At 71.7% G+C, this 26,349-nt stretch carries 25 protein-coding genes; 20 read left to right on the top strand and 5 right to left on the bottom strand.

Features of this window, described 5'->3' with window-relative positions:
- Positions 1-8 precede the first annotated feature (8 nt).
- The 16 genes from ACZ5U5_RS26180 to der all read left to right on the top strand — a co-directional run bounded on the left by ACZ5U5_RS26180 (position 9) and on the right by der (position 16,227).
- Positions 9-635: an NUDIX domain-containing protein gene (locus ACZ5U5_RS26180; RefSeq protein WP_469026035.1), complete on the top strand. Its 627-nt coding sequence runs from the start codon at positions 9-11 to the stop codon at positions 633-635.
- A gap of 159 nt (positions 636-794) precedes the next feature.
- Positions 795-2,894 (top strand): tetratricopeptide repeat protein, encoded by a 2,100-nt coding sequence (locus tag ACZ5U5_RS26175; protein WP_469026033.1) that lies wholly within the window; start codon positions 795-797, stop codon positions 2,892-2,894.
- Between the two features lie 144 nt (positions 2,895-3,038).
- Complete coding sequence (gene ald / locus ACZ5U5_RS26170; RefSeq protein WP_469026138.1) at positions 3,039-4,154, top strand: alanine dehydrogenase; 1,116 nt, start codon at positions 3,039-3,041, stop codon at positions 4,152-4,154.
- A gap of 324 nt (positions 4,155-4,478) precedes the next feature.
- Complete coding sequence (locus ACZ5U5_RS26165; protein WP_469026030.1) at positions 4,479-5,672, top strand: ParA family protein; 1,194 nt, start codon at positions 4,479-4,481, stop codon at positions 5,670-5,672.
- Entirely contained in the window at positions 5,657-6,253 is a 597-nt protein-coding gene (locus ACZ5U5_RS26160; RefSeq protein WP_469026027.1) for a hypothetical protein, read from the top strand. Before ACZ5U5_RS26165 ends, ACZ5U5_RS26160 begins: the two co-directional genes overlap by 16 nt.
- A gap of 17 nt (positions 6,254-6,270) precedes the next feature.
- Positions 6,271-7,209, top strand: a complete 939-nt coding sequence (locus ACZ5U5_RS26155) for a segregation and condensation protein A (RefSeq protein ID WP_469026024.1) — start codon at positions 6,271-6,273, stop codon at positions 7,207-7,209.
- Positions 7,206-7,862, top strand: coding sequence for an SMC-Scp complex subunit ScpB (gene scpB / locus ACZ5U5_RS26150; RefSeq protein WP_469026021.1), 657 nt, complete (start codon positions 7,206-7,208; stop codon positions 7,860-7,862). Before ACZ5U5_RS26155 ends, scpB begins: the two co-directional genes overlap by 4 nt.
- Before the next feature lie 10 nt (positions 7,863-7,872).
- Positions 7,873-9,087 carry a pseudouridine synthase gene (locus ACZ5U5_RS26145; protein WP_469026018.1) on the top strand — a complete coding sequence of 405 codons (1,215 nt, stop codon included), beginning with the start codon at positions 7,873-7,875 and terminating at the stop codon, positions 9,085-9,087.
- Between the two features lie 109 nt (positions 9,088-9,196).
- The gene (locus tag ACZ5U5_RS26140; protein WP_469026015.1) at positions 9,197-9,940 is read left to right on the top strand and encodes an NUDIX hydrolase; all 744 of its coding nucleotides are present in this window, start codon (positions 9,197-9,199) and stop codon (positions 9,938-9,940) included.
- Positions 9,937-10,953, top strand: coding sequence for an ADP-ribosylglycohydrolase family protein (locus ACZ5U5_RS26135; protein ID WP_469026013.1), 1,017 nt, complete (start codon positions 9,937-9,939; stop codon positions 10,951-10,953). The genes ACZ5U5_RS26140 and ACZ5U5_RS26135 overlap by 4 nt, the downstream gene beginning before the upstream one ends.
- Positions 10,954-11,181: 228 nt before the next feature.
- A complete protein-coding gene (locus ACZ5U5_RS26130; RefSeq protein ID WP_469026012.1) occupies positions 11,182-11,637 on the top strand; it encodes a YidB family protein in 456 nt (151 codons plus the stop codon).
- 144 nt (positions 11,638-11,781) lie between these two features.
- Positions 11,782-12,144, top strand: a complete 363-nt coding sequence (gene aroH / locus ACZ5U5_RS26125; RefSeq protein ID WP_363210717.1) for a chorismate mutase — start codon at positions 11,782-11,784, stop codon at positions 12,142-12,144.
- Complete coding sequence (locus tag ACZ5U5_RS26120; protein WP_469026009.1) at positions 12,141-13,226, top strand: prephenate dehydrogenase; 1,086 nt, start codon at positions 12,141-12,143, stop codon at positions 13,224-13,226. The genes aroH and ACZ5U5_RS26120 overlap by 4 nt, the downstream gene beginning before the upstream one ends.
- A gap of 112 nt (positions 13,227-13,338) precedes the next feature.
- Positions 13,339-14,040 (top strand): (d)CMP kinase, encoded by a 702-nt coding sequence (cmk, locus tag ACZ5U5_RS26115; protein WP_469026006.1) that lies wholly within the window; start codon positions 13,339-13,341, stop codon positions 14,038-14,040.
- Positions 13,998-14,684, top strand: a complete 687-nt coding sequence (locus ACZ5U5_RS26110) for a lysophospholipid acyltransferase family protein (RefSeq protein ID WP_469026003.1) — start codon at positions 13,998-14,000, stop codon at positions 14,682-14,684. Before cmk ends, ACZ5U5_RS26110 begins: the two co-directional genes overlap by 43 nt.
- A 70-nt stretch (positions 14,685-14,754) precedes the next feature.
- Positions 14,755-16,227 (top strand): ribosome biogenesis GTPase Der, encoded by a 1,473-nt coding sequence (gene der, locus ACZ5U5_RS26105; protein ID WP_469026001.1) that lies wholly within the window; start codon positions 14,755-14,757, stop codon positions 16,225-16,227.
- Positions 16,228-16,316: 89 nt separating this feature from the next.
- On the opposite strand, the gene ACZ5U5_RS26100 is transcribed toward der, so the two are convergent.
- Together ACZ5U5_RS26100 and ACZ5U5_RS26095 are read right to left on the bottom strand one after the other, a co-directional pair.
- Positions 16,317-16,613, bottom strand: coding sequence for a hypothetical protein (locus tag ACZ5U5_RS26100; protein WP_469025999.1), 297 nt, complete (start codon positions 16,611-16,613; stop codon positions 16,317-16,319).
- Positions 16,614-16,791: 178 nt separating this feature from the next.
- Positions 16,792-17,598 carry a hypothetical protein gene (locus tag ACZ5U5_RS26095; protein WP_469025997.1) on the bottom strand — a complete coding sequence of 269 codons (807 nt, stop codon included), beginning with the start codon at positions 17,596-17,598 and terminating at the stop codon, positions 16,792-16,794.
- A 526-nt stretch (positions 17,599-18,124) separates the two neighbouring features.
- Between ACZ5U5_RS26095 and ACZ5U5_RS26090 the strand changes: the two genes are divergently transcribed.
- The gene (locus ACZ5U5_RS26090; protein ID WP_469025994.1) at positions 18,125-18,757 is read left to right on the top strand and encodes a LysM peptidoglycan-binding domain-containing protein; all 633 of its coding nucleotides are present in this window, start codon (positions 18,125-18,127) and stop codon (positions 18,755-18,757) included.
- 119 nt (positions 18,758-18,876) lie between these two features.
- Positions 18,877-19,779, top strand: a complete 903-nt coding sequence (locus ACZ5U5_RS26085; protein WP_469025992.1) for a LysM peptidoglycan-binding domain-containing protein — start codon at positions 18,877-18,879, stop codon at positions 19,777-19,779.
- Here the strand turns inward: ACZ5U5_RS26085 and ACZ5U5_RS26080 are convergent.
- Genes ACZ5U5_RS26080 through ACZ5U5_RS26070 form a run of 3 tightly spaced genes read right to left on the bottom strand, consistent with a single transcriptional unit; the run spans position 19,754 to position 24,265 of the window.
- Positions 19,754-20,446 (bottom strand): ATP-binding cassette domain-containing protein, encoded by a 693-nt coding sequence (locus tag ACZ5U5_RS26080; RefSeq protein WP_469025990.1) that lies wholly within the window; start codon positions 20,444-20,446, stop codon positions 19,754-19,756. The two genes, ACZ5U5_RS26085 and ACZ5U5_RS26080, sit on opposite strands and share 26 nt — an antisense overlap.
- A complete protein-coding gene (locus ACZ5U5_RS26075) occupies positions 20,443-23,748 on the bottom strand; it encodes an ABC transporter permease subunit (protein WP_469025988.1) in 3,306 nt (1,101 codons plus the stop codon). The genes ACZ5U5_RS26080 and ACZ5U5_RS26075 overlap by 4 nt, the downstream gene beginning before the upstream one ends.
- A 4-nt stretch (positions 23,749-23,752) precedes the next feature.
- Positions 23,753-24,265 (bottom strand): hypothetical protein, encoded by a 513-nt coding sequence (locus tag ACZ5U5_RS26070; RefSeq protein WP_469025986.1) that lies wholly within the window; start codon positions 24,263-24,265, stop codon positions 23,753-23,755.
- 136 nt (positions 24,266-24,401) lie between these two features.
- Between ACZ5U5_RS26070 and ACZ5U5_RS26065 the strand changes: the two genes are divergently transcribed.
- The gene (locus ACZ5U5_RS26065; RefSeq protein WP_469025983.1) at positions 24,402-25,001 is read left to right on the top strand and encodes an MTB12 C-terminal domain-containing protein; all 600 of its coding nucleotides are present in this window, start codon (positions 24,402-24,404) and stop codon (positions 24,999-25,001) included.
- Positions 24,976-26,268, top strand: coding sequence for an ABC transporter substrate-binding protein (locus tag ACZ5U5_RS26060; RefSeq protein ID WP_469025980.1), 1,293 nt, complete (start codon positions 24,976-24,978; stop codon positions 26,266-26,268). The genes ACZ5U5_RS26065 and ACZ5U5_RS26060 overlap by 26 nt, the downstream gene beginning before the upstream one ends.
- The last annotated feature ends 81 nt before the right edge of the window (positions 26,269-26,349 follow it).

Below are 26,349 nucleotides of genomic sequence, written 5' to 3'. Positions count from 1 at the left end.
AGGGCGACATGACGATCAAGGACACCGCCGAGGAGTGGCAGGTCACGGCGACGAAGACGCCCTTCGTGGGGAACAAGACCTCGGTTCGCACCGACGACGTGGTCATGCCCGACGGGTCCGTCGTCCACCGTGACTACCAGGTGCACCCCGGCTCCGTCGCGGTGCTCGCCCTGGACGACGAGGGCCGCGTCCTGGTCCTGAGCCAGTACCGCCACCCCGTCCGCCACAAGCTGTGGGAGATCCCGGCGGGCCTGCTCGACATCCCCGGCGAGAACCCCCTGCACGCCGCCCAACGCGAGCTCTACGAAGAGGCGCACGTCAAGGCCGAGGACTGGCGTGTCCTGACCGACGTCTACACCACGCCCGGCGGCTGCGACGAGGCAGTGCGGATCTTCCTGGCCCGCGATCTGTCCGAGGCCGAGGGCGAGCGCTTCGAGGTCTCCGAGGAAGAGGCCGACATGGAGCTGGCGCGCGTACCGCTCGACGAGCTCGTACGGGGTGTGCTCGCCGGTGAGCTGCACAACAACTGCCTCGTGGTGGGCGCCCTTTCGCTGACCGCCGCGCTGAGCGGCGACGGCGTCGACACGCTGCGTCCCGCCGAGGCGCCCTGGCCCGCGCGCCCCTTCGAGGCCTGAAGGGGCCATCAGGGCTCTCCGGTGTGACGATCTGCTGATCCGATCGGGGGACTTGCGCGTGCCGCTCGCCAGGGGGGACACCAGGGCCTGAACTAGGCTCTGGAAGCGTCCCGACCGGAGTCCCGGCGGGTTCGCGCGCAGGCGGACGGAGCATGACCCGTGACGGATCAGGCGGTCGACACGGACGGTGCGGCGGCGGGCGGCGCGGTGCCGCGGCCCGCTCCGGCCCAAACTCCCGAGGACAGTCAATTCGTCGGCCGGCTCAGAGAGTTGAAAGAGCTCCGCGCCGACATCGACCGCGCCGGGCTCGACACCATCGCCGGCCGTAAGGCGCCCAGGGCACGCGTGCTCCTCATCGCGGGCCGCCCCGGCTCGGGCCGCTCCGCGCTCGCCGGGGAACTCGCCCGGCAGGTCGCCGACGACTACCCCGACGGGGTGCTGCGCGCCCACCTCACCGAACCCGACGGCACACGCGTGCCCACGGAACGCACCGCCCGGGAACTCCTCGACGCCCTCGACGTCCCCGCGCCGCCGGGCGCCGACGAGGACGAGCTCGCCGAAGTGCTCCGCGAAGCCCTGTCGGGCCGCAGGGCCGTGCTGCTGCTCGACGGAGCCGTGGACGCCGAGCAGGTCGACCCGCTGCTCCCGGACGCGCCCGAGTGCCTGGTCGTCGCCGTGTCGGAGGGCCCGCTCACCGGGATCCCGGACGTGCGGCCCTGCACGCTTGGCGGCCTGGACACCGCCGCGGGGGTCGAACTGCTCTCCCGCGCGGCAGGCCCGGTGCGCATCACCGTCGACCCGCGGTCGGCGGAGTCCCTGGTCGAGGCCTGTGCCGCGCACCCCGCCGCGCTCGTGCTGGCCGGCGGCTGGCTCTCCGGGCGGCCCAAGGCGGCCGTCGCCGATCTGGCCAAGCAGGTGCACGACCGGCCCGAGGACGAGTCCGTGTCCGGTGCGCTCGCCCGCATCTTCGAACTCTCGTACACCTCCCTGCCGGGGGCCGCCGCGCGGATACTGCGCTACCTCTCCCTCGCCCCGGCCGGCTACCTCGACCCGCACACCGCGTCCGCGCTCGCGGGCTGCTCGGTCTCCGCGGCCCGCACGACCCTGGACGACTTCGTGAAGCTCGGCCTGGTCAGGGCCGTGGATTCGCCCCTTCCGCAGTACGAGCTGCCGGCCTGCCTGCTGCCGCTGCTCCGTGCGCGCACCGAGAGCCAGGACCGGCCCGCCGAGGTGCAGCTCGCGCGGGCCAGGATGCTGGAGCGGACCGTACGTCTCCTCCAGTCCTGCCGGGCGGTCACGGAGCCGGACGGCTCGGGCGCCCGCAAGAAGCTCGCCGGGCTGCCGCGCGCCCTGCGGTTCCCGAACCCGGCGGCCGCCTCCGAATGGCTGCGCATCCGGCAGCCCGCCCTGCTCGCCGCGGCCCGCCTCGCGGTCGCCGACGGGGAGCTCGACACCCTCGCGCGGCGCCTGATGGCGGCCCTGACGCGGGCCCTGGTCGCCCACCGGGGCACGGAGGACGCCGCTCCCGAGCTGTACGGCGTACACCGGCTGGTCCTGGATGTCGCCGAGCGGCGGAACCTGCCCCGCGAGAAGGCGGCGGCCCTGCTGAATCTCGCGGATCTGGACGCGCGGACGGGACGTACCCAGGAGGCACTGGCGCGATATCGGCTCGCTCTGGATGCCGGACGGGAAGCAAATGATCCGTACGCGACCGGCCGCGCGATGGAATCCGTAGGCGGCGCCTACCAGGAGCTGGGGGACTGGTCGCGGGCCTCCGACTGGTTCGGGCGCGCGCTCGCCCACCGCCTCGCGCGAGGCGAGCGCGCCGACGCCGCCCGCCTGTACGGCCGCATCGCGACGGCGCACACCTACGCGGGCCGCTACGGCGAGGCGCTGCGCAACTGGAGCTCGGCGGTCACCGGCTACCGCAAGGCCGGTGATGTGGCGGGCCAGGCAAGGGCGTTGAGCGAGCTGGCACGGGTGCAGGAGTACGCGGGACGGCCCGAGGAGTCGCTGCGCACCTGCCAGGAGGCCGTCGACTGGGCGCGGCAGGCCGGTGACGTACGTCTCCAGGCCGCGCTGCAGCTCAGGCTCGCCGACACCCTGGACCGGCTCGGCGACCCGGCGGCCGCCCGGCTGCACCGCAGTGCCGCCGAGCGCATGCTGGGAACAGGGACCGAGGAGGTCACCGGGCTTGCATCGCAAGCTGGAGCGACGCCTTCCGCCTGCGAAATCCGTAGCACTTCCGCAGAAGATTGATGCTTTGAAAGGCTAGACAGCGAGAAGTCCTTCATTAGACTGGCTCCGCCGCGTACTTCCGTGGTGTCTCCGATGCGCCCTCTTGTGTATCGGTATGTAGTGCATTGCCCGAAGAACCCCTGAGCCAAGAGGACCGTGATCGACGTGAAGGTCGGCATCCCCCGCGAGGTCAAGAACAACGAGTTCCGGGTGGCCATCACCCCCGCCGGCGTGCATGAGCTGGTGCGCCATGGCCACCAGGTCGTCATCGAGCGGAACGCCGGTGTCGGCTCCTCGATCACGGACGCGGAGTACGTCTCCGCGGGCGCCGTCATCCTGGACACCGCGGACGAGGTCTGGGCCACGGCCGACCTCCTCCTGAAGGTCAAGGAGCCCATCGCCGAGGAGTACCACCGCCTCCGCAAGGACCAGACCCTCTTCACCTACCTGCACCTGGCCGCGTCCAAGGAGTGCACGGACGCGCTCCTGGAGTCCGGCACGACGGCCATCGCGTACGAGACGGTCGAGACCGCGAACCGCGCGCTCCCGCTGCTCGCCCCGATGTCCGAGGTCGCGGGCCGCCTGGCCCCGCAGGTCGGCGCCTACCACCTGATGGCCGCCCAGGGCGGCCGCGGTGTCCTGCCCGGCGGTGTCCCGGGTGTCGCGGCCGGCAAGGCCGTCGTCATCGGCGGTGGCGTCTCCGGCTGGAACGCCGCGCAGATCGCCATCGGCATGGGCTTCCACGTGACCCTGCTCGACAAGGACATCAACAAGCTCAAGGAGGCGGACAAGATCTTCGGCACGAAGATCCAGACCGTCGTCTCCAACGCCTTCGAGCTGGAGAAGGCCTGCCTCGACGCCGACCTCGTCATCGGCGCCGTCCTCATCCCGGGCGCGAAGGCGCCGAAGCTCGTCACCAACGAGCTCGTCTCGCGCATGAAGCCGGGAAGTGTCCTTGTCGACATCGCGATCGACCAGGGCGGCTGCTTCGAGGACTCGCACCCGACGACGCACGCCGAGCCGACCTTCCCGGTCCACAACTCGGTGTTCTACTGCGTCGCCAACATGCCCGGCGCGGTGCCCAACACCTCGACGTACGCGCTGACCAACGCGACGATGCCGTACATCGTCGAGCTGGCGAACCGCGGCTGGGTCGATGCGCTGCGCCGTGACCACGCCCTCGCCCTGGGTCTCAACACCCATGACGGCAAGGTCGTTTACAAGGAGGTCGCCGAGTCGCACGGCCTCGAGCACGTCGAGCTGGAGACGCTCCTCGGCTGAAGCTGACCGCTTTCGTCAACGAAAGTCGTCAATCTCACGCCCACGGCCGGACCTTGAGAGGGGTCCGGCCGTATGCGTATGTCCGTGGACATGGTCAACTCGCCTTGAACGTAACCGTTTAACCGATTCGCACACCCCGGAATCGCGCCGAAGACACGCCGCACGCCCTTGACATGAGGGCGTTCGATTGCCGACACATCGGGCCGGGTCCGGCGGATTGTGTTGCTGCGGACCGGTGACACGCCATAGAGTCGCCAACCGTCGGCATGGTGCCACGCTGACCTATCGAGAAATTTCCTGGTCACCAAGGAGGTAAGACGACTTGTGAATGAGTCGACATTTGCTCCCGGGGGTGGTCAACCAGGAACCTCTGAGCGGGGCCAAGGACCCGTGGGGCTCGAGGCTGTCGGCTCCGTCGCTGTCCGCACCTTCGAAGCCCGCCAGAAACCGCAGCCGACGCAAGCGATTCAGTCGGCATCGTCTGCACCCCAGAGCATGGATGGCCATCACGTGAACGCCATGGCCGGCGACCGGAGTGGCGAGAACACCACCCACACCCAACTCGCCGACTACGAGGAACTGCCCCAGGGGCACTTCTACGACCCTGACGCCGAGTACGAGCCCGATCCCGAGTACGCGGCCACGCTGGCCCCGGACGCGGCCCGTCAGCGCCGTGAGCGCATCGGTCCCACCGGACGCCCGCTGCCGTACTTCCCGATTCCGGGTCCGCTGACCGATCACGGTCCCGCGAAGATCATCGCGATGTGCAACCAGAAGGGCGGCGTGGGCAAGACGACGTCGACCATCAACCTGGGTGCCGCGCTCGCGGAGTACGGACGCCGGGTCCTGCTGGTCGACTTCGACCCGCAGGGCGCCCTGTCGGTGGGCCTCGGGGTGAACCCGATGGAGCTGGACCTGACGGTCTACAACCTGCTCATGGAGCGGGGCATGTCGGCCGACGAGGTGCTGCTGAAGACGGCGGTCCCGAACATGGACCTGCTGCCCAGCAACATCGACCTGTCCGCCGCCGAGGTGCAGTTGGTGAGCGAGGTCGCGCGCGAGTCCACGCTGCAGCGGGCGTTGAAGCCGCTGATGCAGGACTACGACTACATCGTGATCGACTGCCAGCCCTCGCTCGGCCTGCTCACCGTGAACGCCCTGACGGCGGCCCACAAGGTGATCGTGCCGCTCGAGTGCGAGTTCTTCGCGCTGCGCGGTGTGGCCCTGCTCACGGAGACCATCGAGAAGGTCCAGGAGCGGCTCAACCCCGACCTGGAGCTCGACGGCATCCTGGCCACCATGTACGACTCCCGCACGGTGCACAGCCGTGAGGTGCTCGCGCGGGTGGTCGAGGCCTTCGACGATCACGTGTACCACACGGTGATCGGACGCACGGTCCGCTTCCCGGAGACCACGGTCGCCGGTGAGCCGATCACGACGTACGCATCGAACTCGGTCGGCGCGGCCGCTTATCGCCAGCTCGCCAGGGAGGTGCTCGCCCGGTGTCACGCCGAGTGAGTCTGCCGGGGGCCGACGAACTGTTCCGTACGACCGGGGGGATGGCGCTGACGTCGTCGTCCCCGCGTCGCCAGGCGAACGGCGACGCGCGGGTGCCCGCGCCCGCCGGCGAGAGCGACGAAGCCGCTGCCGTCGACGCGCACGGCAGTGTCACGGCGGGAGGTGGCGGTGACGGCGCCGAACACGGCGCCGCCGACGCGGAGTCGGGAGAATCCCGCAGCCGGCCGGCCACCGCCGAGGGCCGCGCCGCCCAGGGGCAGGGTCAGGACCAGGAGGGCGCCGCCGCACAGAGCGGCGCCGGCCGGTCCGCGAACGCCTCCTCCACGGCACAGGCGCGGCGGCGCGCACGGGCGGCCAACCGGCGGCCCAGCGGGCGCGAGCGGCACGACGAGAAGATCACCGTGTACGTCTCCGCCGAGGAGCTGATGGACCTGGAGCACGCGCGTCTCGTGCTGCGGGGCGAGCACGGGCTCGCGGTCGACCGTGGGCGCATCGTCCGCGAGGCGGTGGCCGTGGTGCTCGCGGATCTGGAGTCCCGCGGGGACGCGAGCATTCTCGTACGACGGTTGCGCGGGCGGTAGCGGTAGCGTTCCCGCCGATGCCCCTGAACGACGATTCCGCACCGGCCGCCCGTCGGCGTGCGCTGGGGCGCGGCCCGGGGGCGGCTCCGGCGGAGCCCGAACCGGAGCCAGCGGCTCACGAGCCCAAGCCGGAGCCCGAGCCCGACGACGGGCGGTTCAAGGTCCGTCTCGCCAACTTCGAGGGCCCCTTCGATCTGCTGCTCCAGCTCATCTCGAAGCACAAGATGGACGTCACCGAAGTAGCGCTTTCGACGGTGACCGACGAGTTCATGGCGCACATCCGCGCCATGGGGCCCGACTGGGACCTGGATCAGACCACCGAGTTCCTCGTGGTCGCCGCCACCCTGCTCGACCTCAAGGCGGCCCGCCTGCTGCCCTCCGCCGAGGTCGAGGACGAGGCGGATCTCGCGCTGCTCGAAGCGCGGGACCTGCTCTTCGCCCGGCTGCTCCAGTACCGCGCGTACAAGCGGATCGCCGACATCTTCAGCGAGCGGCTCGAGGAGGAGGCGCGGCGCTACCCGCGCACCGTCGGTCTCGAGGCCCACCACGCGGAGCTGCTGCCCGAGGTCGTCATCAGCATCGGCGCGGAGGGGTTCGCCCGGATCGCGGTGAAGGCGATGCAGCCCCGTGCGAAGCCCCAGGTGTACGTCGACCACATCCATGCCCCGCTCGTGTCCGTGCAGGAGCAGGCCGGGGTGGTCGTGGCCCGGCTCCGGGAGCGGGGCGAGCTCAGCTTCCAGGTGCTGGTGGAGGACGCGGGGGACACCCTCACCGTCGTCGCCCGTTTCCTCGCGCTCCTGGAGCTGTACCGCGAGAAGGCCGTGGAGCTGGACCAGGAGACCGCCCTGGGCGAGCTGATGGTGCGCTGGACCGGCGGGGACGGCGACGGGGAGCCGACGGTGACCGACGAGTTCGACCGTGCCCCGGAGCCGGTGAGTGAGGAGAAGGCCACATGAGCGTGGAGAGTCCTGCGGGAGACCTGGCGGGCACTGTCGCCGATCTGGAGCTGCGGCCCGCCCTGGAGGCCGTCCTCATGGTCGTCGACGAACCGGCCACCGAGGAGCACCTCGCCAAGATCCTCGACCGGCCCCGGCGGCAGGTCGCCGACGCGGTGCGGGAGCTGGCCGACGAGTACACCGTGCAGAAGCGGGGCTTCGAGCTGCGGCTCGTGGCGGGCGGCTGGCGGTTCTACACCCGGCCCGAGTACGCCGCCGCCGTGGAGCGCTTCGTGCTCGACGGGCAGCAGGCACGGCTCACCCAGGCGGCCCTGGAGACCCTCGCGGTCGTCGCGTACCGCCAGCCCGTCAGCCGTTCCAGGGTCTCCGCGGTGCGCGGAGTGAACTGTGACGGCGTGATGCGGACGCTTCTCCAGAGGGGTCTGGTGGAGGAGGCGGGCGCGGAACCCGAAACAGGTGCGATCCTGTACAGGACGACGAACTACTTTCTGGAGCGGATGGGCGTGCGCGGCCTGGACGAGCTCCCGGAGCTCGCGCCCTTCCTCCCCGAGGCGGAGGCGATCGAGGCCGAGACCCTTGAAGGCGTTCCGTCGTTCGATCCGGACGCACCCGATGCGCCGGGTGATGAGTACACCGAGAGCACAGACGACTAACGGAAATTTGATGCGAAGCAGCAACGGCAGGAACAGCAGCGGAAACAACGGCGGGAGCCGTGGTGGCAACAGCGGCAGCCGTGGCAGCAGCGGTGGCGGTCGCGGAAGCGGCGGGAGCAGCGGTGGCCGCGGGAGCGGCGCCGGTCGTGGCGGCGGTGGCGGCCGCGACTACCGGGGTTCCGGCAACAGCCCCGACCGCCAGGGTCGCGGCGCCGGTGGCGCGCGCGACGACCAGGCACCGAAGCGCGAGAGCAAGCCCCGTCCCGAGGAGCGCCGCTACGACGTAGGCGGCGACGCGTCGAGGAAGGGCCGCGGCGCGGCCGCGCGCGGTGGCGCCAAGGGCGGCCCCAGGGCTCCTCAGGGCTCGGACAGGGGCACGCGGCGTGGTGCGGGAGCTCCCGCGACGTCCCGTGAGTACGACGCGCGGCAGGAAGAGCGCAACCGCGAGCGTTACGCGGGCAAGCCGAAGGCCAGCCCGCCCAAGACCTTCCCCGGCGCCGAGCAGGAGGGCGAGCGGCTGCAGAAGATCCTCGCCCGCGCGGGCTACGGCTCGCGCCGTGCCTGCGAGGAGCTGGTCGAGCAGGCCCGCGTCGAGGTCAACGGCGAGATCGTGATGGAGCAGGGCCTGCGGGTCCAGCCGGAGCGGGACGAGATCAAGGTCGACGGCCTGACGGTCGCGACGCAGTCGTACCAGTTCTTCGCGCTGAACAAGCCCGCCGGTGTCGTCTCCACCATGGAGGACACCGAGGGGCGGCAGTGCCTGGGCGACTACACGAACAACCGCGAGGCGCGGTTGTTCCACGTCGGGCGGCTCGACACCGAGACCGAGGGCGTCATCCTGCTCACCAACCACGGTGAGCTGGCGCACCGCCTCACACACCCGAAGTACGGCGTGAAGAAGGTCTACCTCGCGCACATCGTCGGCCCGATCCCGCGTGACCTGGGCAAGCGGCTCAAGGACGGCATCGAGCTGGAGGACGGGTACGCCCGCGCCGACCACTTCCGCGTCGTCGAGCAGACCGGCAAGAACTACCTGGTCGAGGTGACGCTGCACGAGGGCCGCAAGCACATCGTGCGCCGCATGCTCGCGGAGGCCGGCTTCCCGGTCGACAAGCTGGTGCGGACGTCCTTCGGACCCATCGCGCTCGGCGACCAGAAGTCGGGGTGGCTGCGCAGGCTCTCGAACACCGAGGTCGGCATGCTGATGCAGGAGGTCGACCTCTAGGCGAGCCCTTAGGTCAGCTGAGGCGGCCGGTCCCTGCGGATGCAGGGGCCGGCCGCCTTTTGCGTATTGCGGTGCGAGCGCTCCCCTTTTATAGTCGTCCTGACCATAAATGAAAGGGGGGATCGTGCAGGGCTACGACAAGTACGCCTTCGAGCCGTTCGCCGTCACCGTCGACCTCGCCGTCTTCACCGTCCGCGCGGGCCGCCTGCACGTGCTGCTCGTCGAGCGCGGGCAGGAGCCGTACGCCGGACGCTGGGCGCTGCCCGGCGGATTCGTGCTGCCGGACGAGTCCGCCGAGACCGCGGCGGGGCGCGAGCTCGCCGAGGAGACCGGCCTCACCGACAGCGCCGGACTCCACCTGGAACAGCTGCGCACCTACAGTGAACCGGACCGCGACCCGCGGATGCGCGTCGTCTCGGTCGCCTTCGCGGCCCTCGTCCCCGATCCGCCCGCGGTACGCGCCGGCAGCGACGCGGCTCGCGCGGAATGGCTGCCGTACGGCACCCAGGGGTCCCTCGCCTTCGACCACGACCGGATCCTGGCCGACGCCCACGACCGGGTCTGCGCGAAGTTCGAGTACACCGGCCTCGCCACCGCCTTCTGCCCGCGCGAGTTCACGCTCGGCGAGCTGCGGCAGGTCTACGAGACGGTGTGGGGCGCCGAACTCGACCCGGCCAACTTCCGGCGCAAGGTGCTCGGCACGTCCGGCTTCGTCGAGGCGATCCCCGGCGCCGCGCGCCTGACCGGGGGCCGGGGCAAACCCGCGGCCGTCTACCGGGCGGGCCCGGCCACCGCCCTGCACCCGCCCCTCCTGCGCCCCTCGACCGTCCCCTCGGAAGGAAAGCCCTCATGAAGCGTGCCGCCACCGGATCCCTCATAGGCCTCGCCCTCGGGGACGCGCTCGGCTTCCCGACCGAGTTCAACGACGTGCCCTCGATCCTCGCCAAGTGCGGGCCCTGGCGGGAGATGGAGCTGCCCCGGCCCGCGATCGTCACGGACGACACGCAGATGACGCTGGCGCTGGGCCGCGGCCTGCGCACCGCCATGGACCGAGGACTGCTCGGGCCGAAGCGCATGGAGCGGCCGGTGCGCGAGGAGTTCGTGGAGTGGTACCAGTCGCCGGAGAACAACCGCGCACCCGGCAACACCTGCCTCAAGGCCTGCTACCTCCTCAAGACCGGCAAGCCATGGGAGGAGGCGAGCCAGATCCACTCCAAGGGCTGCGGCGCCAACATGCGCGTCGCGCCGATCGGGCTCGTCCCCGGTCTGAGCGACGAGCAGCGGGCGGGTGCCGCCCAGCTGCAGTCCGCGCTCACCCACGGCCACCCGACGGCGCTCGCCGCGTCGGACCTCACGGCGCACGCCGTGCGGCTGCTCGCGGAGGGCGCCGAGCCGACGGGGCTTGTCGGGCTGCTGCGCTCGTACGCGTACGAGAACCGGCAGACCTACCACGAGCGCTGGCTCGGCGAGCTGTGGACGCGGGACGACGACCCGACGCCGGGGATGTTCATCGCCCGCGGCTGGGACGAGTGCCTCGCCGTCCTCGAACGCCTGGAGGCCGCGCTGCGGGACACCAACCCGGAGACGGACCCCTGCCTGGCCACCGGCGCGGGCTGGATCGCCGAGGAGGCGCTCGCCACGGGGCTGCTGTGCTTCCTGCAGTTCGTGGACGAACCCCTCACCGCCCTGCGCAGGGCCGCCTGCACCTCCGGCGACTCCGACTCCATCGCCTGCCTGGCCGGCGCCTTCGCGGGCGCCCACCTGGGCGCGGACGCCTGGCCCGCCGAGTGGGCCGAGCGGATCGAGTACCGGGCGGAACTGCTTGAGCTCGGGGCGCTGTGGGACGGGGTGGACGCGAACGGTTAGGCCGTTGCTGTTGCCGCCGGTCTAGCCGCGTGTGATCGAATCTCCGGTGACCTTGATGCTCTCCGGGGGGGGGCGGGCGTGGTGCCGGACCGTGCCCCCGGCGTCCATAGTTGAACGGCCACCAATCGGGCCAAGTGGCGACAGGGGGCGATTCGGGTGACATTGGCAGGGTCTGAGGCCCGCGCCCCCGGCGGCGCGGGACCGGCCACACACGCGAAAGGCGCGACCATGGCGGGTAACGATCTGGGAAGCCTTCTCGGCGGTCTCCTCGGCGGAGGCCAGGGCGGCCAAGGCGGCCAGGGCGGAGGCGGCAACATCCTCGGCTCGCTGCTCGGCGGGCTGCTGGGCGGCGGCGCGGGCGGTTCCGGCGGCCAGGGCGGCTCCGGCGCCGGCAACCCGCTGGGCGGCCTGATGGACATGATCACGAAGTCGGGCCTGGTCAACCAGGAGCAGCTGGACTCCTGGGTCGGCAAGGGCGACAACCAGCCGCTGAGCCCCGACCAGGTCAAGCAGGCCGTCCCCGACGAGACCCTGGACAAGGTGGCCACCGACGCGGGCGTCAGCCGCGAGGAGGCCGCCGACCAGATCGCGCGGCAGCTGCCCCAGGCCGTCGACAAGCTGACCCCGGAGGGCCAGGTCCCGACGGGCTCCCTTGAGGACATCATCAGGGAGCAGAAGCTCTGACCCCACGGTGCTCCCCACCCCGGTGAGGCACGGCGAGGCACGCGGCGTCCGTCTCGGCAGACGGGCGCCGCGCACTCGTCCCCCGGGCGCTGACTACCCTTGGTCCGCACAGCAGTCGTAGACACGCGAGCGAGGAGCAGCACAGTGGCGGTACGAGCGGTCCGGGGCGCCGTCCAGTTGGAGCGGGACGCGGCCGACCACATGGACGAGCAGGTCAGCGAGCTGCTCACCGCCATCCTTGAGCGGAACGCGCTGACCCAGGAGGACCTGATCAGCATCTGGTTCACCGCGACGCCCGATCTGCACAGCGATTTCCCCGCGGCGGCCGCGCGCAAGCTCGGCATCGTGGACGTCCCGCTGATCTGCGCGCAGGAGCTGCAGATCGACGGCGCCATGCCACGGGTCGTCCGCGTCCTCGCGCACATAGAGTCCCCCAAGCCCCGCGCCGAGATCACGCACGTCTACCTCGGCGCCGCGGCCACCCTGCGCAAGGACATCGCCCAGTGAGAACCGCCCTCGTCATCGGCACCGGCCTGATCGGCACCTCCGCCGCCCTGGCCCTCGCCTCGCGTGGCGTGACCGTGCACCTCGCCGACCACGACTCAGGTCAGGCCCGCACGGCGGCCGCGCTCGGCGCCGGGACCGACGAACCGCCGGAGGGGCGGGTCGACCTGTGCGTCGTCGCCGTGCCGCCCGCGCACGTCGCCGCCACGCTGGCCGACGTCATGCGGCGCGACGCGGCCCGCGGCTACCTCGACGTGGCGAGCGTCAAGGGCGGCCCGCGCCGTGAGCTGGAAGCGCTCGGCGTCGACCTCACCTCGTACATCGGCACGCACCCCATGTCGGGGCGCGAGCGTAGCGGCCCGCTCGCCGGCACCGCGGACCTCTTCGAAGGGCGGCCCTGGGTCCTCACGCCCACCCGCGACACCGACACCGAGGTCCTCAACCTCGCCCTGGAGCTCGTCGCCCTCTGCCGTGCCGTGCCGGTCGTCATGGACGCCGACGCGCACGACCGCGCGGTCGCGCTCGTCTCGCACATGCCGCACCTGGTCTCCAGCATGGTCGCCGCCCGCCTGGAGAACGCCGAGGAGACGGCGGTGCGCCTGTGCGGACAGGGCATCCGTGACGTCACGCGCATCGCCGCGTCCGACCCGGGGATGTGGATCGACATCCTGTCGGCCAACCCAGGCCCCGTCGCCGATCTGCTGTCCGCCGTCGCCACCGATCTCGACGAGACGGTGACGGCGCTGCGCGCGCTGCAGTCGGTGGACGACGCGAAGCGGCGCGAGGGTGCCACGGGCGTCGAGAACGTCCTGCGGCGGGGGAACGCCGGACAGGTCCGGGTGCCCGGCAAGCACGGCGCGGCCCCGACCGCGTACGAGGTCGTCGCGGTGCTCATCAACGACCAGCCGGGACAGCTGGCCAGGATCTTCGCCGACGCCGAGCGGGCCGGGGTGAACATCGAGGACGTCCGCATCGAGCACGCCACGGGGCAGCAGGCGGGCCACGTGCAGCTCCTCGTCGAGCCGAAGGCCGTGCCGGTGCTGGCGGCGGCCCTGCGCGAGCGGGGCTGGGCGATCCGGCAGTGAAGGCCCGGGGCATCCGGCAGTAAGAGGTGCGCGCGGGAGCCAGTAACCTTGTGCGGGGCGTGTCTGCGCCCCGCTACCCCGCCCCCGCGTCCTGAGAGAGGTTTCGCACCCCGTGGAAACCGTGGAAACCGCCGGTCCGGCGCCCGCAGCAGTGATCGTCGCCATCGACGGGCCCTCCGGCACGGGCAAGTCGAGCACCTCCAAGGCCGTCGCCGCCCAGCTCGGCCTCAGCTACCTGGACACCGGTGCCCAGTACCGCGCGATCACGTGGTGGATGGTGCACAACGGCATCGAGCTGACGGACCCGACCGCCATCGCCGCGGTCGCGGGCAAGCCCGAGATCATCTCCGGCACCGACCCGCTCGCCCCGACCATCACGGTCGACGGCACGGACGTCGCGGGGCCGATCCGCACCACCGAGGTCACCTCGAAGGTCAGCGCCGTCAGCGCCGTCCCCGAGGTGCGCTCCCGCATCACGGAGCTGCAGCGCACCATCGCCGCCTCCGCCGAGAAGGGCATCGTCGTCGAGGGACGCGACATCGGGACGACCGTCCTGCCCGACGCCGACCTGAAGATCTTCCTCACGGCCTCGCCCGAGGCCCGCGCGGCCCGCCGCAGCGGCGAGCTCAAGGGCGCCGACGTCGCCGCGACGCGTGAGGCGCTCATCAAGCGGGACGCGGCCGACTCGAGCCGCAAGACGTCCCCGCTGGCCAAGGCCGGCAACGCCGTCGAGGTGGACACCACCGAGCTCACGCTGCAGCAGGTCATCGAGTGCGTCGTCACCCTCGTCGAGGAGAAGCGGGCGGCGAAGTGACCGCGGCGCCGTCGGAACGGGGTGCGGAGGTCGGCCGCCGCATCGGCGTCGGCCTCATGTACGGCCTGTGGAAGCCCCGCGTCCTCGGCGCCTGGAAGGTTCCCGTGAGCGGCCCGGTGATCCTGGCCGTCAACCACTCCCACAACGTCGACGGCCCGATGGTGATGGGCACGGCACCCAGGCCGACGCACTTCCTCATCAAGAAGGAAGCCTTCATAGGCCCCCTGGACCGTTTTCTCCAGGGCATCGGGCAGGTGAAGGTGGACCGCGAGATCGCCGACCGCACGGCGATCACCCGGGCCCTCGGCGTCCTCGACGGCGGCGGCGTCCTCGGCATCTTCCCCGAGGGCACCCGGGGCGAGGGCGACTTCGCCTCGCTGCGCGCCGGCCTCGCGTACTTCGCCGTACGGAGCGGGGCGCCGATCGTTCCGGTCGCGGTCCTGGGAAGCACGGAGAAGCGCGGACGGTTGTTGAAGGGGCTGCCCCCGCTGCGCAGCAGGGTCGACGTCGTCTTCGGCGACCCCTTCGAAGCGGGCGACGACAGCGGACGGCGTACGCGCAAGGCGCTCGACGAGGCGACCGTGCGCATCCAGGAGCGGCTCACCGCCCACCTGGCGGACGCCAGGCGCCTGACCGGGCGCTGAGCGAGACTTTCAGTAGTGGGCGCCTCCGAGGCGGGCCACCGATCACGAATACGACAGAGGTACGGACTTCATGAACGACCAGATCCAGCCCGAAGGCTCGGCTGAACACGAGCACGGGGCGCTTGGCGACGCCGAGTACGCGGAGTTCATGGAGCTCGCCGCGGAGGAAGGCTTCGATCCCGAGGACGTCGAGGGCGCGATCGGCGACGCGGGCCACGGCCCGCTGCCCGCCCTCGCGGTGATCGGCCGCCCGAACGTCGGCAAGTCGACCCTCGTCAACCGCATCATCGGCCGCCGCGAGGCCGTCGTGGAGGACCGCCCCGGCGTGACCCGCGACCGCGTGACGTACGAGGCCGAGTGGGCGGGCCGCCGCTTCAAGCTCGTCGACACCGGCGGCTGGGAGCAGGACGTCCTCGGCATCGACGCGTCCGTGGCCGCCCAGGCCGAGTACGCGATCGAGGCCGCCGACGCGGTCGTCTTCGTCGTGGACGCCACGACCGGCGCCACCGACACGGACGAGGCCGTCGTGCGCCTCCTGCGCAAGTCCGGCAAGCCCGTCGTCCTGTGCGCCAACAAGGTCGACGGTCCCTCGGGCGAGGCCGACGCCACCGCCCTGTGGGCGCTCGGCCTCGGTGAGCCGTACCCCGTCTCCGCACTGCACGGCCGCGGTACGGGCGACATGCTGGACGCCGTCCTGGAAGCCCTGCCCGACGCGCCCGAGCAGTCCTTCGGCGGCGGCATCGGCGGCCCCCGGCGCATCGCGCTCATCGGCCGCCCGAACGTCGGCAAGTCGTCGCTGCTCAACAAGGTGGCGAACGAGAACCGCGTGGTCGTCAACGAGATCGCGGGCACCACCCGTGACCCGGTCGACGAGCTCATCGAACTCGGCGGCGTCGTCTGGAAGTTCGTGGACACCGCGGGCATCCGCAAGCGCGTCCACCTCCAGCAGGGTGCCGACTACTACGCCTCCCTGCGCACGGCGGCCGCCGTCGAGAAGGCGGAGGTCGCGGTCATCCTGATCGACGCCAGCGAGTCGATCAGCGTCCAGGACCAGCGCATCGTCACGATGGCCGTCGAGGCGGGCCGCGCCATCGTCGTCGCGTACAACAAGTGGGACACCCTCGACGAGGAGCGCCGCTACTACCTGGAGCGGGAGATCGAGACCGAGCTCCTCCAGGTCGCGTGGGCCCCCCGGGTGAACGTCTCCGCCGAGACCGGCCGTCACATGGAGAAGCTCGTCCCGGCGATCGAGGCTGCCCTCGCGGGCTGGGAGACGCGCGTCCCGACGGGCAGGCTCAACGCCTTCCTCGGCGAGCTCGTGGCCTCCCACCCGCACCCGATCCGCGGCGGCAAGCAGCCCCGCATCCTCTTCGGCACGCAGGCCGGAACGAAGCCGCCGCGGTTCGTGCTGTTCTCCTCCGGCTTCATCGAGCACGGCTACCGCCGCTTCGTGGAGCGCAGGCTCCGTGAGGAGTTCGGTTTCGAGGGCACGCCGATCCACATCTCGGTGCGCGTGCGTGAGAAGCGCGGCCGCAAGAAGTAGGCACGGATGGACCAATGGGCCGGGCCCCGCCTTCGAGGAGAAGGCGGGGCCCGGCCCATTGCGTGGGGCGCCGGTGGCGCGGTGGTGGCTCAGAGCCCCCTGCGCGGCCCCGGCGGGAGCGCCGCGGGCTGCTGGTGCACCGTGCCGTGCTGCTCGTGGCCGTAACGGGAGACGTGCAGCTGGCTGAAGGTGTTGTGCCGCGGGTCGAGCCGGTCGCCCACCCGGTGCATGCCGTACGGCGCGGAGCCGAACGACGTGAACCCCAGATCCTCCTCGCCGGTCCGGTCCCCCGGGAGGGCCTTGAACGACCTGCGGTACTCCGAGTAGAGCGCGTCGTAGATCGGTGTGGCCGAGTGGTCGCCCCCCGAGTCCTGCGCCGAGCGCATGGACGGGATGGGGGTCTGGTACGCCGGCCGGGGGCGGGAGGGGTCGTATGTGTGCACGTATGTGCCAACGACCCCGTGCTCGTACGGATGCGGGGGCCGCGCCGCTTTCACGGGGCGCCGGGGGCATGACCGGCGCAGCCGGGACCCGGTGCGTGACGGCGGCGCGGCCCGCACGGGCTCAGGTGCCCGCGAGCGGCATCGAGGCCGCGACCAGACGCCCGTGCGTCGCCGCCTTGTCCAGGGCGCCGCGCAGCAGGTCCTCGCGGGGCTGGCGGCCGATGGAGCCGACCGGTGCCGCGAACAGGAGCACCGTCTGGAGCTTGTTCGCCGCGGACCGCCAGGCCTCCGTGACCTGCAACGGGTGGTGGGCCTGCCACCAGGCGACGGGAGAGCCGCCGCCCGCGGCGGGCTGGAGCACCGCGTGCAGTTGGCCCGCCGCGAGCAGCACCGACCAGCCGTGCAGCACGGGGGGTACGCCGTCCAGCGAGGCCACCGGCGCGAATCCCTGCTCGGCCAGGAGCTGCAGGAAGTCGTCGCCGCCGCCGGGGGCGGACCCCGGGCGGGCGACGGCGCCGGTCGGCTCGACGACGAGGGCGGGATGCAGCTCGCCCTCGATGAGGACGAGACCGCTGGTCACACCGAGGACCGCCTGGTCGGGCACTCCTTCGACGGGGCCGGGGCCCGCGACACCGGCCATGCCGGTGCCCTCCTCGCCGGTGATGGAGCGCACGGCACCCTGCAACTGCTCCTCGGAGACCTGGACGATCTGGGAGGGCAGGCAGGTGGCGTGCGCGAAGGCGAGTACGGCGGTCTCGTCGCCGATGAACAGGACGGTGCTGGTGCGTTCCTGCTCCGTGTCGCCCGGGGTCCGGCAGGACGTGCAGTCGTAGCTGCCCGGGGCGTTCTCTCCGGCGAGCAGCCGGTCTGCTTCTTCGTCGCCGATCTCGGCGCGTACGTCGTCGCCGACGTCGAGCATGCGCGGCACGGGGGGCTCCTCGGAATCGTTGCGTGCGGACCGGGGGTGCCCGGCTCATAAGAAGACAACGGGCGATCAGTGGCGCAGGTCACGCGCGAAGGCGAACGGAATCGAACCATCCGCAGCGGAGGGTGAGTTGCCCGACGGTATCCGTCACTCCGCGCCAACATCTGCCGCGTACAGGCAAGTTGCACCCATGAGCTGGGTCACAGATCGCCATGCTGACAGGTCGACAAATCGTGAAATCGGGGAATTAAATGGCTGGCTTGAATTGGCTGATACCCCGGGTAACGGCCAACTGGCCTGGAATGACAAGGAGTTGGTTGATACCGGGGCGAGGACGCACCTAGATTCCACCGCCGTGTGCAGCGAGCACCGCTCGGGTTCGTCCGCCGGCCGCACCAGGCAGCCAGCTCAAGCACCACGGCACGAATGTGCCGAACTCCGGCGGACGGGGTGAGCGGGCCTCCGGCGTCAGATGCGCGAGGAGGTCCGGGTCACCTGGGGGATCCCGGGTCCTTCGAGAGGGATATACATGTCCGCACATCCCAAGCGCGTTCGCAGGACGGCAGTGATTGGCGGAGCGGCGTTGCTCGCCCCGCTGGGACTGCTCACCGCCACCGGCCAGGCCGGAGCGGCGGACAGCGGAGTGTGGGATCGCATCGCTCAGTGCGAGAGCGGCGGAAACTGGAGCATCAACACCGGGAACGGCTACTACGGAGGGCTGCAGTTCTCCGCGTCCACCTGGCGAGCGTACGGCGGAGGCGCCTACGCGGCGACCGCCGACAAGGCGTCCAAGGCGCAGCAGATCGCTGTCGCCACGAAGGTTCAGCGCGCCCAGGGGTGGGGCGCTTGGCCCAGCTGCTCGGCGCGGGCGGGAGCGTCCGGCAGCGCGCCGGGGGCGGCAGCCGCTCCGGCGGCCCCCAAGGCGGCCAAGGCTCCGCAGGCCCCCAAGGTGGCCGAACAGCCCGCGAAGCCGCAGAACCGTACGCCGAGCCATGCCGGCCGGGGATCCGGGCGCGGTGACTACACCGTTCGGCAGGGGGACACCCTCAGCCGGATCGCGGCCGCGCACGGCGTCAGTTGGCAGAAGGCGTACTCCGCCAACAAGGTGGTCATCGGCGGGAATCCGAACGTGATCCTGCCGGGGCAGCGGCTCGACCTCTGAGTTCCGCCCCTCCGGGGTGTGGTCCCGCCCGGTCGTCCGACCGGGTGGGGCCGCGCCCGTGGCGGCGCGGCACGGCTCCTCGCCGCGGTGGCGCTGCCTAGCTTGGGCGGATGCATCCGATGCCGATCAAGAGTCTCCGGTCGCTGTGGCCCGCAGGTCTGGTCATCGCCGCTGTCACCTCCCTGCTGCTGCCCGCGTCCGCGACCGCGCAGGCCGCTCCGGCTCCGGCCGCTCCCCTGCCGGGGTCCGGGTCCGCGGCCGAGGCGCTCGAATGCTCCCGGACCAAGGGTCCCTGGAACTGCCTCGCACAGTGCGAGAGCACCGGCCGGTGGAATGTGAACACCGGGAACGGCTTCTACGGAGGGCTGCAGTTCCGGCAGTCCACCTGGGAGGAGCACGGTGGGCTCAAGTATGCGCCGCGTGCCGACCTCGCCACCAAGAAGGAGCAGATCAAGGTCGCCGAGGCCGTGGTCCGCAACCAGGGGTGGAATGCCTGGCCCGTCTGCTCCAAGAAGATCCCCAAGGAGGTCCGGGACGGCTACTTCGACGTGCACGTCGTGAAGGCGGGGGAGACGCTGAGCTCCATCGCGCGGCGGTACGAGGTGCGGGGCGGCTGGCAAGCGCTGTATCGAGCCAATCGCAAGGCCGTGGGAAGCGAGCCTGACCGGCTGGGTGTCGGTACCAGGCTGGTCATCCCGGGGAAGTCCCCGGCGAAGCCCGCGAAGCCGAAGCCCGGGGGTACCGGCAAGCCCGGGGCGACGGCCAAGCCTTCGGAGCCCGCGGAGCCTTCGGAGCCCGCGGAGCCTGCGAAGCCTGCGGAGCCTTCGAACACGGCCAAGCCGTCGCAGTCTGCTGAGCCTTCGGAGACCGCGAAGCCCTCGGTCAGCCCCAAGCCTTCGGCGACCCCCCCCAAGCCCTCCGCTACCCCCAAGCCCTCGGCGACCCCCAAGCCTCCGAAGGCCTCCGAGCCCGAGCCTGCCGCGAGCGCTGAGCCGGTCAAGACCACATCCGCCGACGGCTGAGTTCGGTTGCCTCGCCGCTGAACACGACCTCGCCACGGCGTAGTTCGTGAACCACCACTGCCGTCCGGTCCGCGTGTCCGCGCAGACCGGGCGGCAGGCGTTGTTCCGCGGTCAGGACGCAGGCGTGCGCGCTCAGGCCCACCAGGAGGTCGTACGTTCGTGACGCGACGGAGGGGGACATCCCCTGGGTGGGTTCGTCGATGAGGATCACCCGGGCGCGGGCCGTCAGGAGGGCGCGGGACAACGCCAGCATGCGTTGCTCGCCGCCGGAGAGGGTGCCCGCGCGGCGGGCGAGGAGGGGGCGCAGTTCGGGGTACGCGTCCAGGGCGGGGGTGAGGTCAGGGGCGGCCTCGGAGCCTGCGAGGCCGAGGTTCTCGGCGACCGTGAGGTGGCTGAAGACGGCTGGTCCGTCCGGTACGAAGCACAGGCCCCGCGTCGCGCGTGCGTGGGCGGTGAGCCGGGTGATGTCCGCCCCGTCCCAGATGGCGGCGCCGGCGGTGAGGCGTGCCGTGCCGGCCAGGGCCCGCAGCGTTGTGGTGCGGCCCGAACCGTTGCGGCCCAGGAGGATGGTGAGGCCGGGGGCGGGGGCGGCGAGGGTCACGCCGTGCAGCGCTTCGAGGGGGCCGTAGCGGACCCGGGCCGCGTGGAGTTCGATGCCGGTTCTCACGGGGCCGCCTTGTGGAGGACGTCGGTCGGGGTGCCTGAGGTGACGATGCGGCCCGCTGCCATGACGTGCACGGTGTCGGCCAGGTCCGCGATGAGGCCGATGTCGTGCTCGACCACCAGGAGGGCCATGCCGTCGGAGGCGAGGGCGCGCAGGACGCGGGCCAGTGCGGCCACTTCGGCGGTGTCCAGGCCTGCCGCCGGTTCGTCCAGGAGGAGGGTGTGGGGGCGGCCTGCGAGGGCTCGGGCCAGTTCGACGCGTCTGAGGGTGCCGGTGGGGAGGTCCGCGGCGGGGTGGTGGCGGGTCGCGGGGTGGTGGAGGGAGAGGAGGCGCAGGGCTTGGGTGGTGGTCCGGGGGTGCCTGAGACCGGCCTGGTCCGCGCCTACTTGCACGTTCTCCGCGACGGTCAGGGACGGGAACACCGCCAACTGCTGGAACGTGCGGGCTATGCCGAGACGGGTCCGGGTGTGGGCGGGGGCGCGGGTGATGTCCCTGCCGCCGAGGCTGATGCGGCCCGCGGCGGGGCGAAGGGTGCCGGCGAGGCAGTGGAAGAGGGTGCTCTTGCCTGCGCCGTTGGGGCCCACCACGGCGGTGATGCGGCCAGGGGGCACGGTGAGGTCCACGCCGTCGAGGGCGAGGAACCCGTCGTCGTAGGTGGCGGTGATGTGGTGGGCGGTGAGGGTGTGCTGTGGGTGTGGCGGGAGCGGGACTTCGCGGCGGGGCCGACCGGGGGACGGGACCGCCTCGGTAGGTCCGTCTACGCCGTCCGCCGACGGACGTGAGGCTGCTATGGCTCCGGGGTGCCGCGTATGGCGCTCCGGGCGGCCATACGGAACCGCCCCCTCCGGAGGGAGCGGAGCCTGCGCCCCGCTGCCACTTTCCGCTGCGGCGGGGGTGTTCTCACGGCCGGTCTGCTCGCCGCGGGGCGGCAATTCAGGCGGCCGTCTGGGCGACCGGGCGAGGTTTGCCCGCCAGGGAAGCAGCCGGGTGAGGGCCGTTATTGCGACGCTGGGGGTCGATCCGGTTTCCGCTGCTGCGGGGGTGCTCTCGCGGCCTGTCTGCTCGCTGCGGGGTGGCCGGCCAGACGATCGGGTGAGGCTTGGCCGCCAGGGAAGCAGCCGGGTGAGGGCCGTTATCGCTCCGCTGGGGCCCGATCCGGGTTCTGCTGCTGCGGGGGTGTTCTCGCGGCCCGTCTGCTCGCTGCGGAGCGGCCGTTCAGGCGATCGAGTGAGGCCTGCTGTCCCACCGCTGGGAGCCGATTCCGTTTCTGCTGCTGTGGACGTGTTCTCCCGGCCCGCCTGCTCACCGGGGTGTGGTTGTTCAGGCGGTCGGGTGAGGGCCGTTGTCGCGACGCTGGGGGTCGATCCCAGCGGGTGGGTGACGGGGTCCCGTTCGTTGCGGGGTGATCGGGTGGGTGGGTGGGAGGGGCTGTTCGTGGGGGTGGCGCTGCGGGGTGATCGGAAGGGCAGTGCGGTTCGGGTCCGTTTGCCCAGGGGCGTCAGTGTGGGGTGGCGGTTCAGGCGGGGGGTGAGGGAACGCAGTGCCTCGTAGGGGCCGCCGGGGAAGCGGCCCACCAGGACCGCGAGGACACCGATCAGCGCGGCGGCCACACCGCCCCGCGTACCCGCGTCCAGGCCCACCAGAAGCGCCGCCGCCAGCAGGGCCCCGAGGAGGCTGTCGGCGCCGAGCACCACCACCGCCGCAAACCACAGGAGCCCGCGCACGGGATCGAACGCGGCGGGGTCGAAGGCCCGTAACCCCATGCCCAGCATCCCGCCCCCCAGAGCGGCAAGACCCGCGCCGGCCACGAACGCCTTGAGCTTGAGGCCGCGTACCGGAACCCCCGCGGCCGACGCCCCCGCCTCGTGGTCCCGCATCGCGGCAAGGGCACGCCCCATGCGGCCCCGGCGCATACCGGCCGCGAAGAGCAACGCCGCCGCAAGGAGGACCAGTTCGAGGACGTAGTACGCGCGGTCGCTGCCGAAACCCGCCGGGCGGCCAAGGGCGAGGCCCGACGTCGCGTACGGCTGGGCGAAGACGAAGCGGCTGACGCCGACGCCGACCGCGAACGTCGCGAGGGCGAGCGCGAGCCCGCGGCGGCGAAACGCGGGCCAGCCGGTGAGGAGGCCGAGGGGGGCCACCAGGAGGACGGCCACGGCCAGGGCGGGCAGGTGGGGAAGCTCGGGCAGGCCCGGGAAGCGGCCCGACGTGAGCAGCGCCGTGAAGAGCGCGCCCAGACCCGCGTACGCCGCCTGACCGAGGGAGATCTGGCCGCCCCTGCCGGTGACGACCACCAGGGAGAGAAGGACGACGGCAAGGGCGGGCACCTGGACCGAGGTCGTCAGGTCCGAGCCCGCGAAGCCCAGAGGGATGAGGAAGAGGACCGCGGCCACGATCCACGCGCCCGGCGGCGTGGGGAAGCGTGCCGTCGCCGTGCGGGGGAGTGTGCTGTGCGAGCCGATGCCCGGAAGCACGAGGGCCGCGACGAGGAGAGCGACGACGAAGAGGTTGGCCCCCAGGGACTGCAGAAGCGGCTCCGCCCACCCCGACGGGTGCAGGCGGGTCAACTGGCTCTGCGCCACGCCGAGTCCGAGGGCCACCGTGACCGCGATGAACAGGCTCCGCATCCGGGCCGCCACCGCCACGGCCACCACTTCCATCACGAGCAGCGGCATGCCGTAGGGGTCGAGGCGTACGAAGGGGGCGAGCAGTATGCCGGTGAGCCCCGCCGTGAAGGCGCCGAACGCCCAGCCCACCGACGCCACCCGGTCCGCGTCGATGCCGCTGAGGACGGCGAGGGGACGGTTGTCGACCACGGCCCGCAGCTCGCTGCCGAAGCGGGTCCAGCGGGTCACCGCCCAGACCGTCGAAGCGAGCGCGACCGTCACCGCCAACGGAGCCCAGGGGTCCGCCGATACGAGCGTGGGCGCGTCCGCCTTCGCTCCCGGGCCCCAGACCAGTGCGGCGCCCCCGACCAGCAGGACGAAGACGCCGATGGACGCCACCAGGGTCTGGGCCGGGTCGCTGCCCAGGATCGACAGGGGGCGGAAAACCGCCTTCTCCAGGAGCAGGCCGATGGCCGGGGCGATCAGGAGGAGCGTGACCGCGGCGGCCGCCGGCAGGGGCCAGTTCCACTCCACGGTCAGCTGGCGCAGGACGTATGCGCAGAGCATCGCCATCGCGCCGTGTGCGAAGTTGAGGACGCCGGTCGCGCGGTACGTGACGAGCAGGCCGATGCCGGTGAGGGCCGCCGCGCTGCCGACCGCGAGCCCGGCCAGCGTCAGGTCGTAGCTCAGGGAGGCCACCGGGTCAGCGCTCCGGCGACGGGGTGATCGGGGTCGGCTGCGGTTCGCAGATGGGGCACGGGCTCAGGCCGCCGGTCGCGAGGATGTGGGCGTCGGCGGGGACCGCTTCCGGTTTGTCCGCCACCAGGGGGCAGTCCGCGCGGTGCCAGAGCGTGCCGCCGGGGATCATCAGCAGTTCGCCGCTGGTCGGCACCGTGGCTGCTCGCTCCGTGGGGTCGGCGGGCGATCCCGCCGTAACCAGGAGCTCGTACAGCTCCTCTACGCGGGCCGTGGCCAGGGTGCTTCTGCCGTGCGTGTAGAGCACCGCCCCGGCGACGATCAGCGCCGCGCCGGGCACGGTGCACGACGCCAGATACGGGAGTTGCCGTTCCGCGAAGCGTTCGCCGGACGTGCCGTACCAGCCGACCACGCAGAGCACCGCACCCGCGGCGAGGGCGGCGAAGGCCACCCAGAGCACGGGGCGCACGGCACGCAGCCGGGCCGAACGGAGTGTCTGATCCGGTTGAGCCGCCCGCATCTGCGCCCCCTGGGACACGTTCGTAGCGTCGGTGGGCTGTCCATGTCAGCCGATGGCTTGCACTATGCCTTCTGCAAGCTGACCCTGAAAGCTCCGGGCCCCAGGCGGCCCGGACCGACACCCGGTGGTGAGCCAGATGGTTTTCTGGACCAGCCCCAAGCGGGGGAGCGATCTCAGGCGGGGAAGGGTGCGGAGCGCGGCCCTCGCGGCAGCCGCGGTCCTGCTTCTCGCGCCGGCCGCCGTGGCATGCGGTGACGACAGCGGCGGGGGCGGTGACAGCGATCCGCCCGCGCCGTCCACGGACAGGACGAGCCAGGAGGCCTCTTCACAGGCGCCTGAAGACGACGAGCCCGCAGAGCCCGCTGAGGACGAGCCCGCGGATCCGGCTGCGGCCGAGAAGGAGGTCAAGGAGAACTTCGAGAAGTTCTTCGACCCTTCCGTCCCGCTGAAGGAGAAGGAGGCCGTCCTGGAGGACGGGGCGAAGATGCGGGGCGTCCTGGAGAGCTTCAACGGCGACGAGCGCGGCAAGCAGGTCAGCGCCGACGTCAACAAGGTCGAGTTCAGCTCGTCGACCGAGGCGGACGTGACGTACGCCCTGACCCTGAAGGGCGCCACCGCGCTGCCCGACGCCTCGGGCACCTCCGTCAACGAGGACGACACCTGGAAGGTGTCCGTCAAGACTCTCTGCGCACTGGTGAAGCTGAGCGGCAATGAGTCGCCCGGTCCGGGCTGTTGAGGTCCTAGGGGGCGCCCTGGCCGCAGCCGCGCTGCTCGTGGCCGTGGCGGGGTGCGGCAGCCGGCTCCCCGAGAGCGACTTCGAGGACAGGAGCAGGGCGCCCGCCCCGCCGGGGGCGCCGATGCGGGTCGGAATCATCACCAGTGCGACGAGCCCGGTCGGCGGCTCCGCGTTCACCGGGCCCCGGGACGGGGCCAAGGCGTACTTCGAGGGGCTGAACGCGCGGGGCGGGATCGACGGACGCAAGATCGAGGTGCACACGTGCGACGACGGCGGCAGCGGCGTCGGCAACAACGAGTGCGTGGACAAGTTGGTCGAGGAGAAGCGTGTCGTCGCGCTCGTCGCCACCAGCTCACTCGACTACGCGGGCGCCTCCCGCGTCTCGCGCGCGCGCGTGCCCGACATCGGGGGCCAGCCGATCGGGTCCGCGTACGACACCTATCCGCATCTGTACGGGATCTACGGCAGCCTCGCCCCGCGTGACGGGAAGCCCGGCTGGGGCGGCAAGCTGATCGGCGGGACCGAGGTCTACCGCTACTTCAAGCGGGAGCAGGGGGCACGGACGGCCGCCGTCGTCTCCTACAACCAGGCCGCGTCCGCCGCGTACGCCCGTCTCGTCACCCGGGGCCTGAAGGCCGAGGGCTACAAGGTGGTCACCGAGCAGGTCGACTTCGCGCTGCCCAACTTCCGCGCGGCGGCGGCCGATCTGAAGGAGCAGGGCGCCGACCTCGTCTTCGACGCGATGGACACGCACGGCAACGCCCGGCTGTGCGAGGCGATGGATGACGTGGGCGCCGACGTCACCGCCAAGGTCACCAACGTCCAGAACTGGACCTCGACCGTCGCCGACGACTACAAGGACGCCCCGCGCTGCCGCAACGCCCTGTGGGTCACCGGCGCGAGCCGCAACTACGAGGAAACCGGCCAACCCGCCGTACGGGAGTTCCGCGACGCCATGAAGGGGCACAAGGATGTCTCGCAGTGGCAACTGGAGGGGTGGGCGGCAGCCATGTGGTTCACGGACGCGGCGAAGTCCTGCCGGGGTGACGTCACGCGCGCATGCGTCGACCGCTTCATGAACCGAGGCGAGTCCTACACGGCGCGTGGACTGCTGCTCCCGGTGAGGTACGAGGAGCGGGCGCAACCGCCCGGGACCCGTAGGACCTGTGTGTCGGTGGCCCGCTGGAAGGACGGTGAGGGATGGGTCACACAGGGGGACATGGACGACAACTGCTTCGACGTGCCGCAGCTCTCCTACCAGCCATGATGCGTGTACCTAGCAGGAAAGTTCCCGAAACCGGATACCGATGGCACAACTGTTCAAGAACAAGATGATGATGAAACCCAA

The organism is Streptomyces sp. NPDC033177 (assembly GCF_055577715.1).
Note: the sequence above shows the minus strand (reverse complement) of the source record. Positions and strands in the feature narration are given on the sequence as shown.

Coding starts and splice junctions, on each gene's coding strand:
- ACZ5U5_RS26180 (WP_469026035.1), top strand. CDS start 9: ATGACGATCAAGGACACCGCCGAGGAGTGGCAGGTCACGGCGACGAAG.
- ACZ5U5_RS26155 (WP_469026024.1), top strand. CDS start 6,271: ATGCCCCTGAACGACGATTCCGCACCGGCCGCCCGTCGGCGTGCGCTG.
- scpB (WP_469026021.1), top strand. CDS start 7,206: ATGAGCGTGGAGAGTCCTGCGGGAGACCTGGCGGGCACTGTCGCCGAT.
- ACZ5U5_RS26145 (WP_469026018.1), top strand. CDS start 7,873: ATGCGAAGCAGCAACGGCAGGAACAGCAGCGGAAACAACGGCGGGAGC.
- ACZ5U5_RS26140 (WP_469026015.1), top strand. CDS start 9,197: ATGAAAGGGGGGATCGTGCAGGGCTACGACAAGTACGCCTTCGAGCCG.
- ACZ5U5_RS26135 (WP_469026013.1), top strand. CDS start 9,937: ATGAAGCGTGCCGCCACCGGATCCCTCATAGGCCTCGCCCTCGGGGAC.
- ACZ5U5_RS26130 (WP_469026012.1), top strand. CDS start 11,182: ATGGCGGGTAACGATCTGGGAAGCCTTCTCGGCGGTCTCCTCGGCGGA.
- der (WP_469026001.1), top strand. CDS start 14,755: ATGAACGACCAGATCCAGCCCGAAGGCTCGGCTGAACACGAGCACGGG.
- ACZ5U5_RS26100 (WP_469025999.1), bottom strand. CDS start 16,613: ATGCGCTCGGCGCAGGACTCGGGGGGCGACCACTCGGCCACACCGATC.
- ACZ5U5_RS26090 (WP_469025994.1), top strand. CDS start 18,125: ATGTCCGCACATCCCAAGCGCGTTCGCAGGACGGCAGTGATTGGCGGA.
- ACZ5U5_RS26085 (WP_469025992.1), top strand. CDS start 18,877: ATGCCGATCAAGAGTCTCCGGTCGCTGTGGCCCGCAGGTCTGGTCATC.
- ACZ5U5_RS26070 (WP_469025986.1), bottom strand. CDS start 24,265: ATGCGGGCGGCTCAACCGGATCAGACACTCCGTTCGGCCCGGCTGCGT.
- ACZ5U5_RS26065 (WP_469025983.1), top strand. CDS start 24,402: ATGGTTTTCTGGACCAGCCCCAAGCGGGGGAGCGATCTCAGGCGGGGA.
- ACZ5U5_RS26060 (WP_469025980.1), top strand. CDS start 24,976: ATGAGTCGCCCGGTCCGGGCTGTTGAGGTCCTAGGGGGCGCCCTGGCC.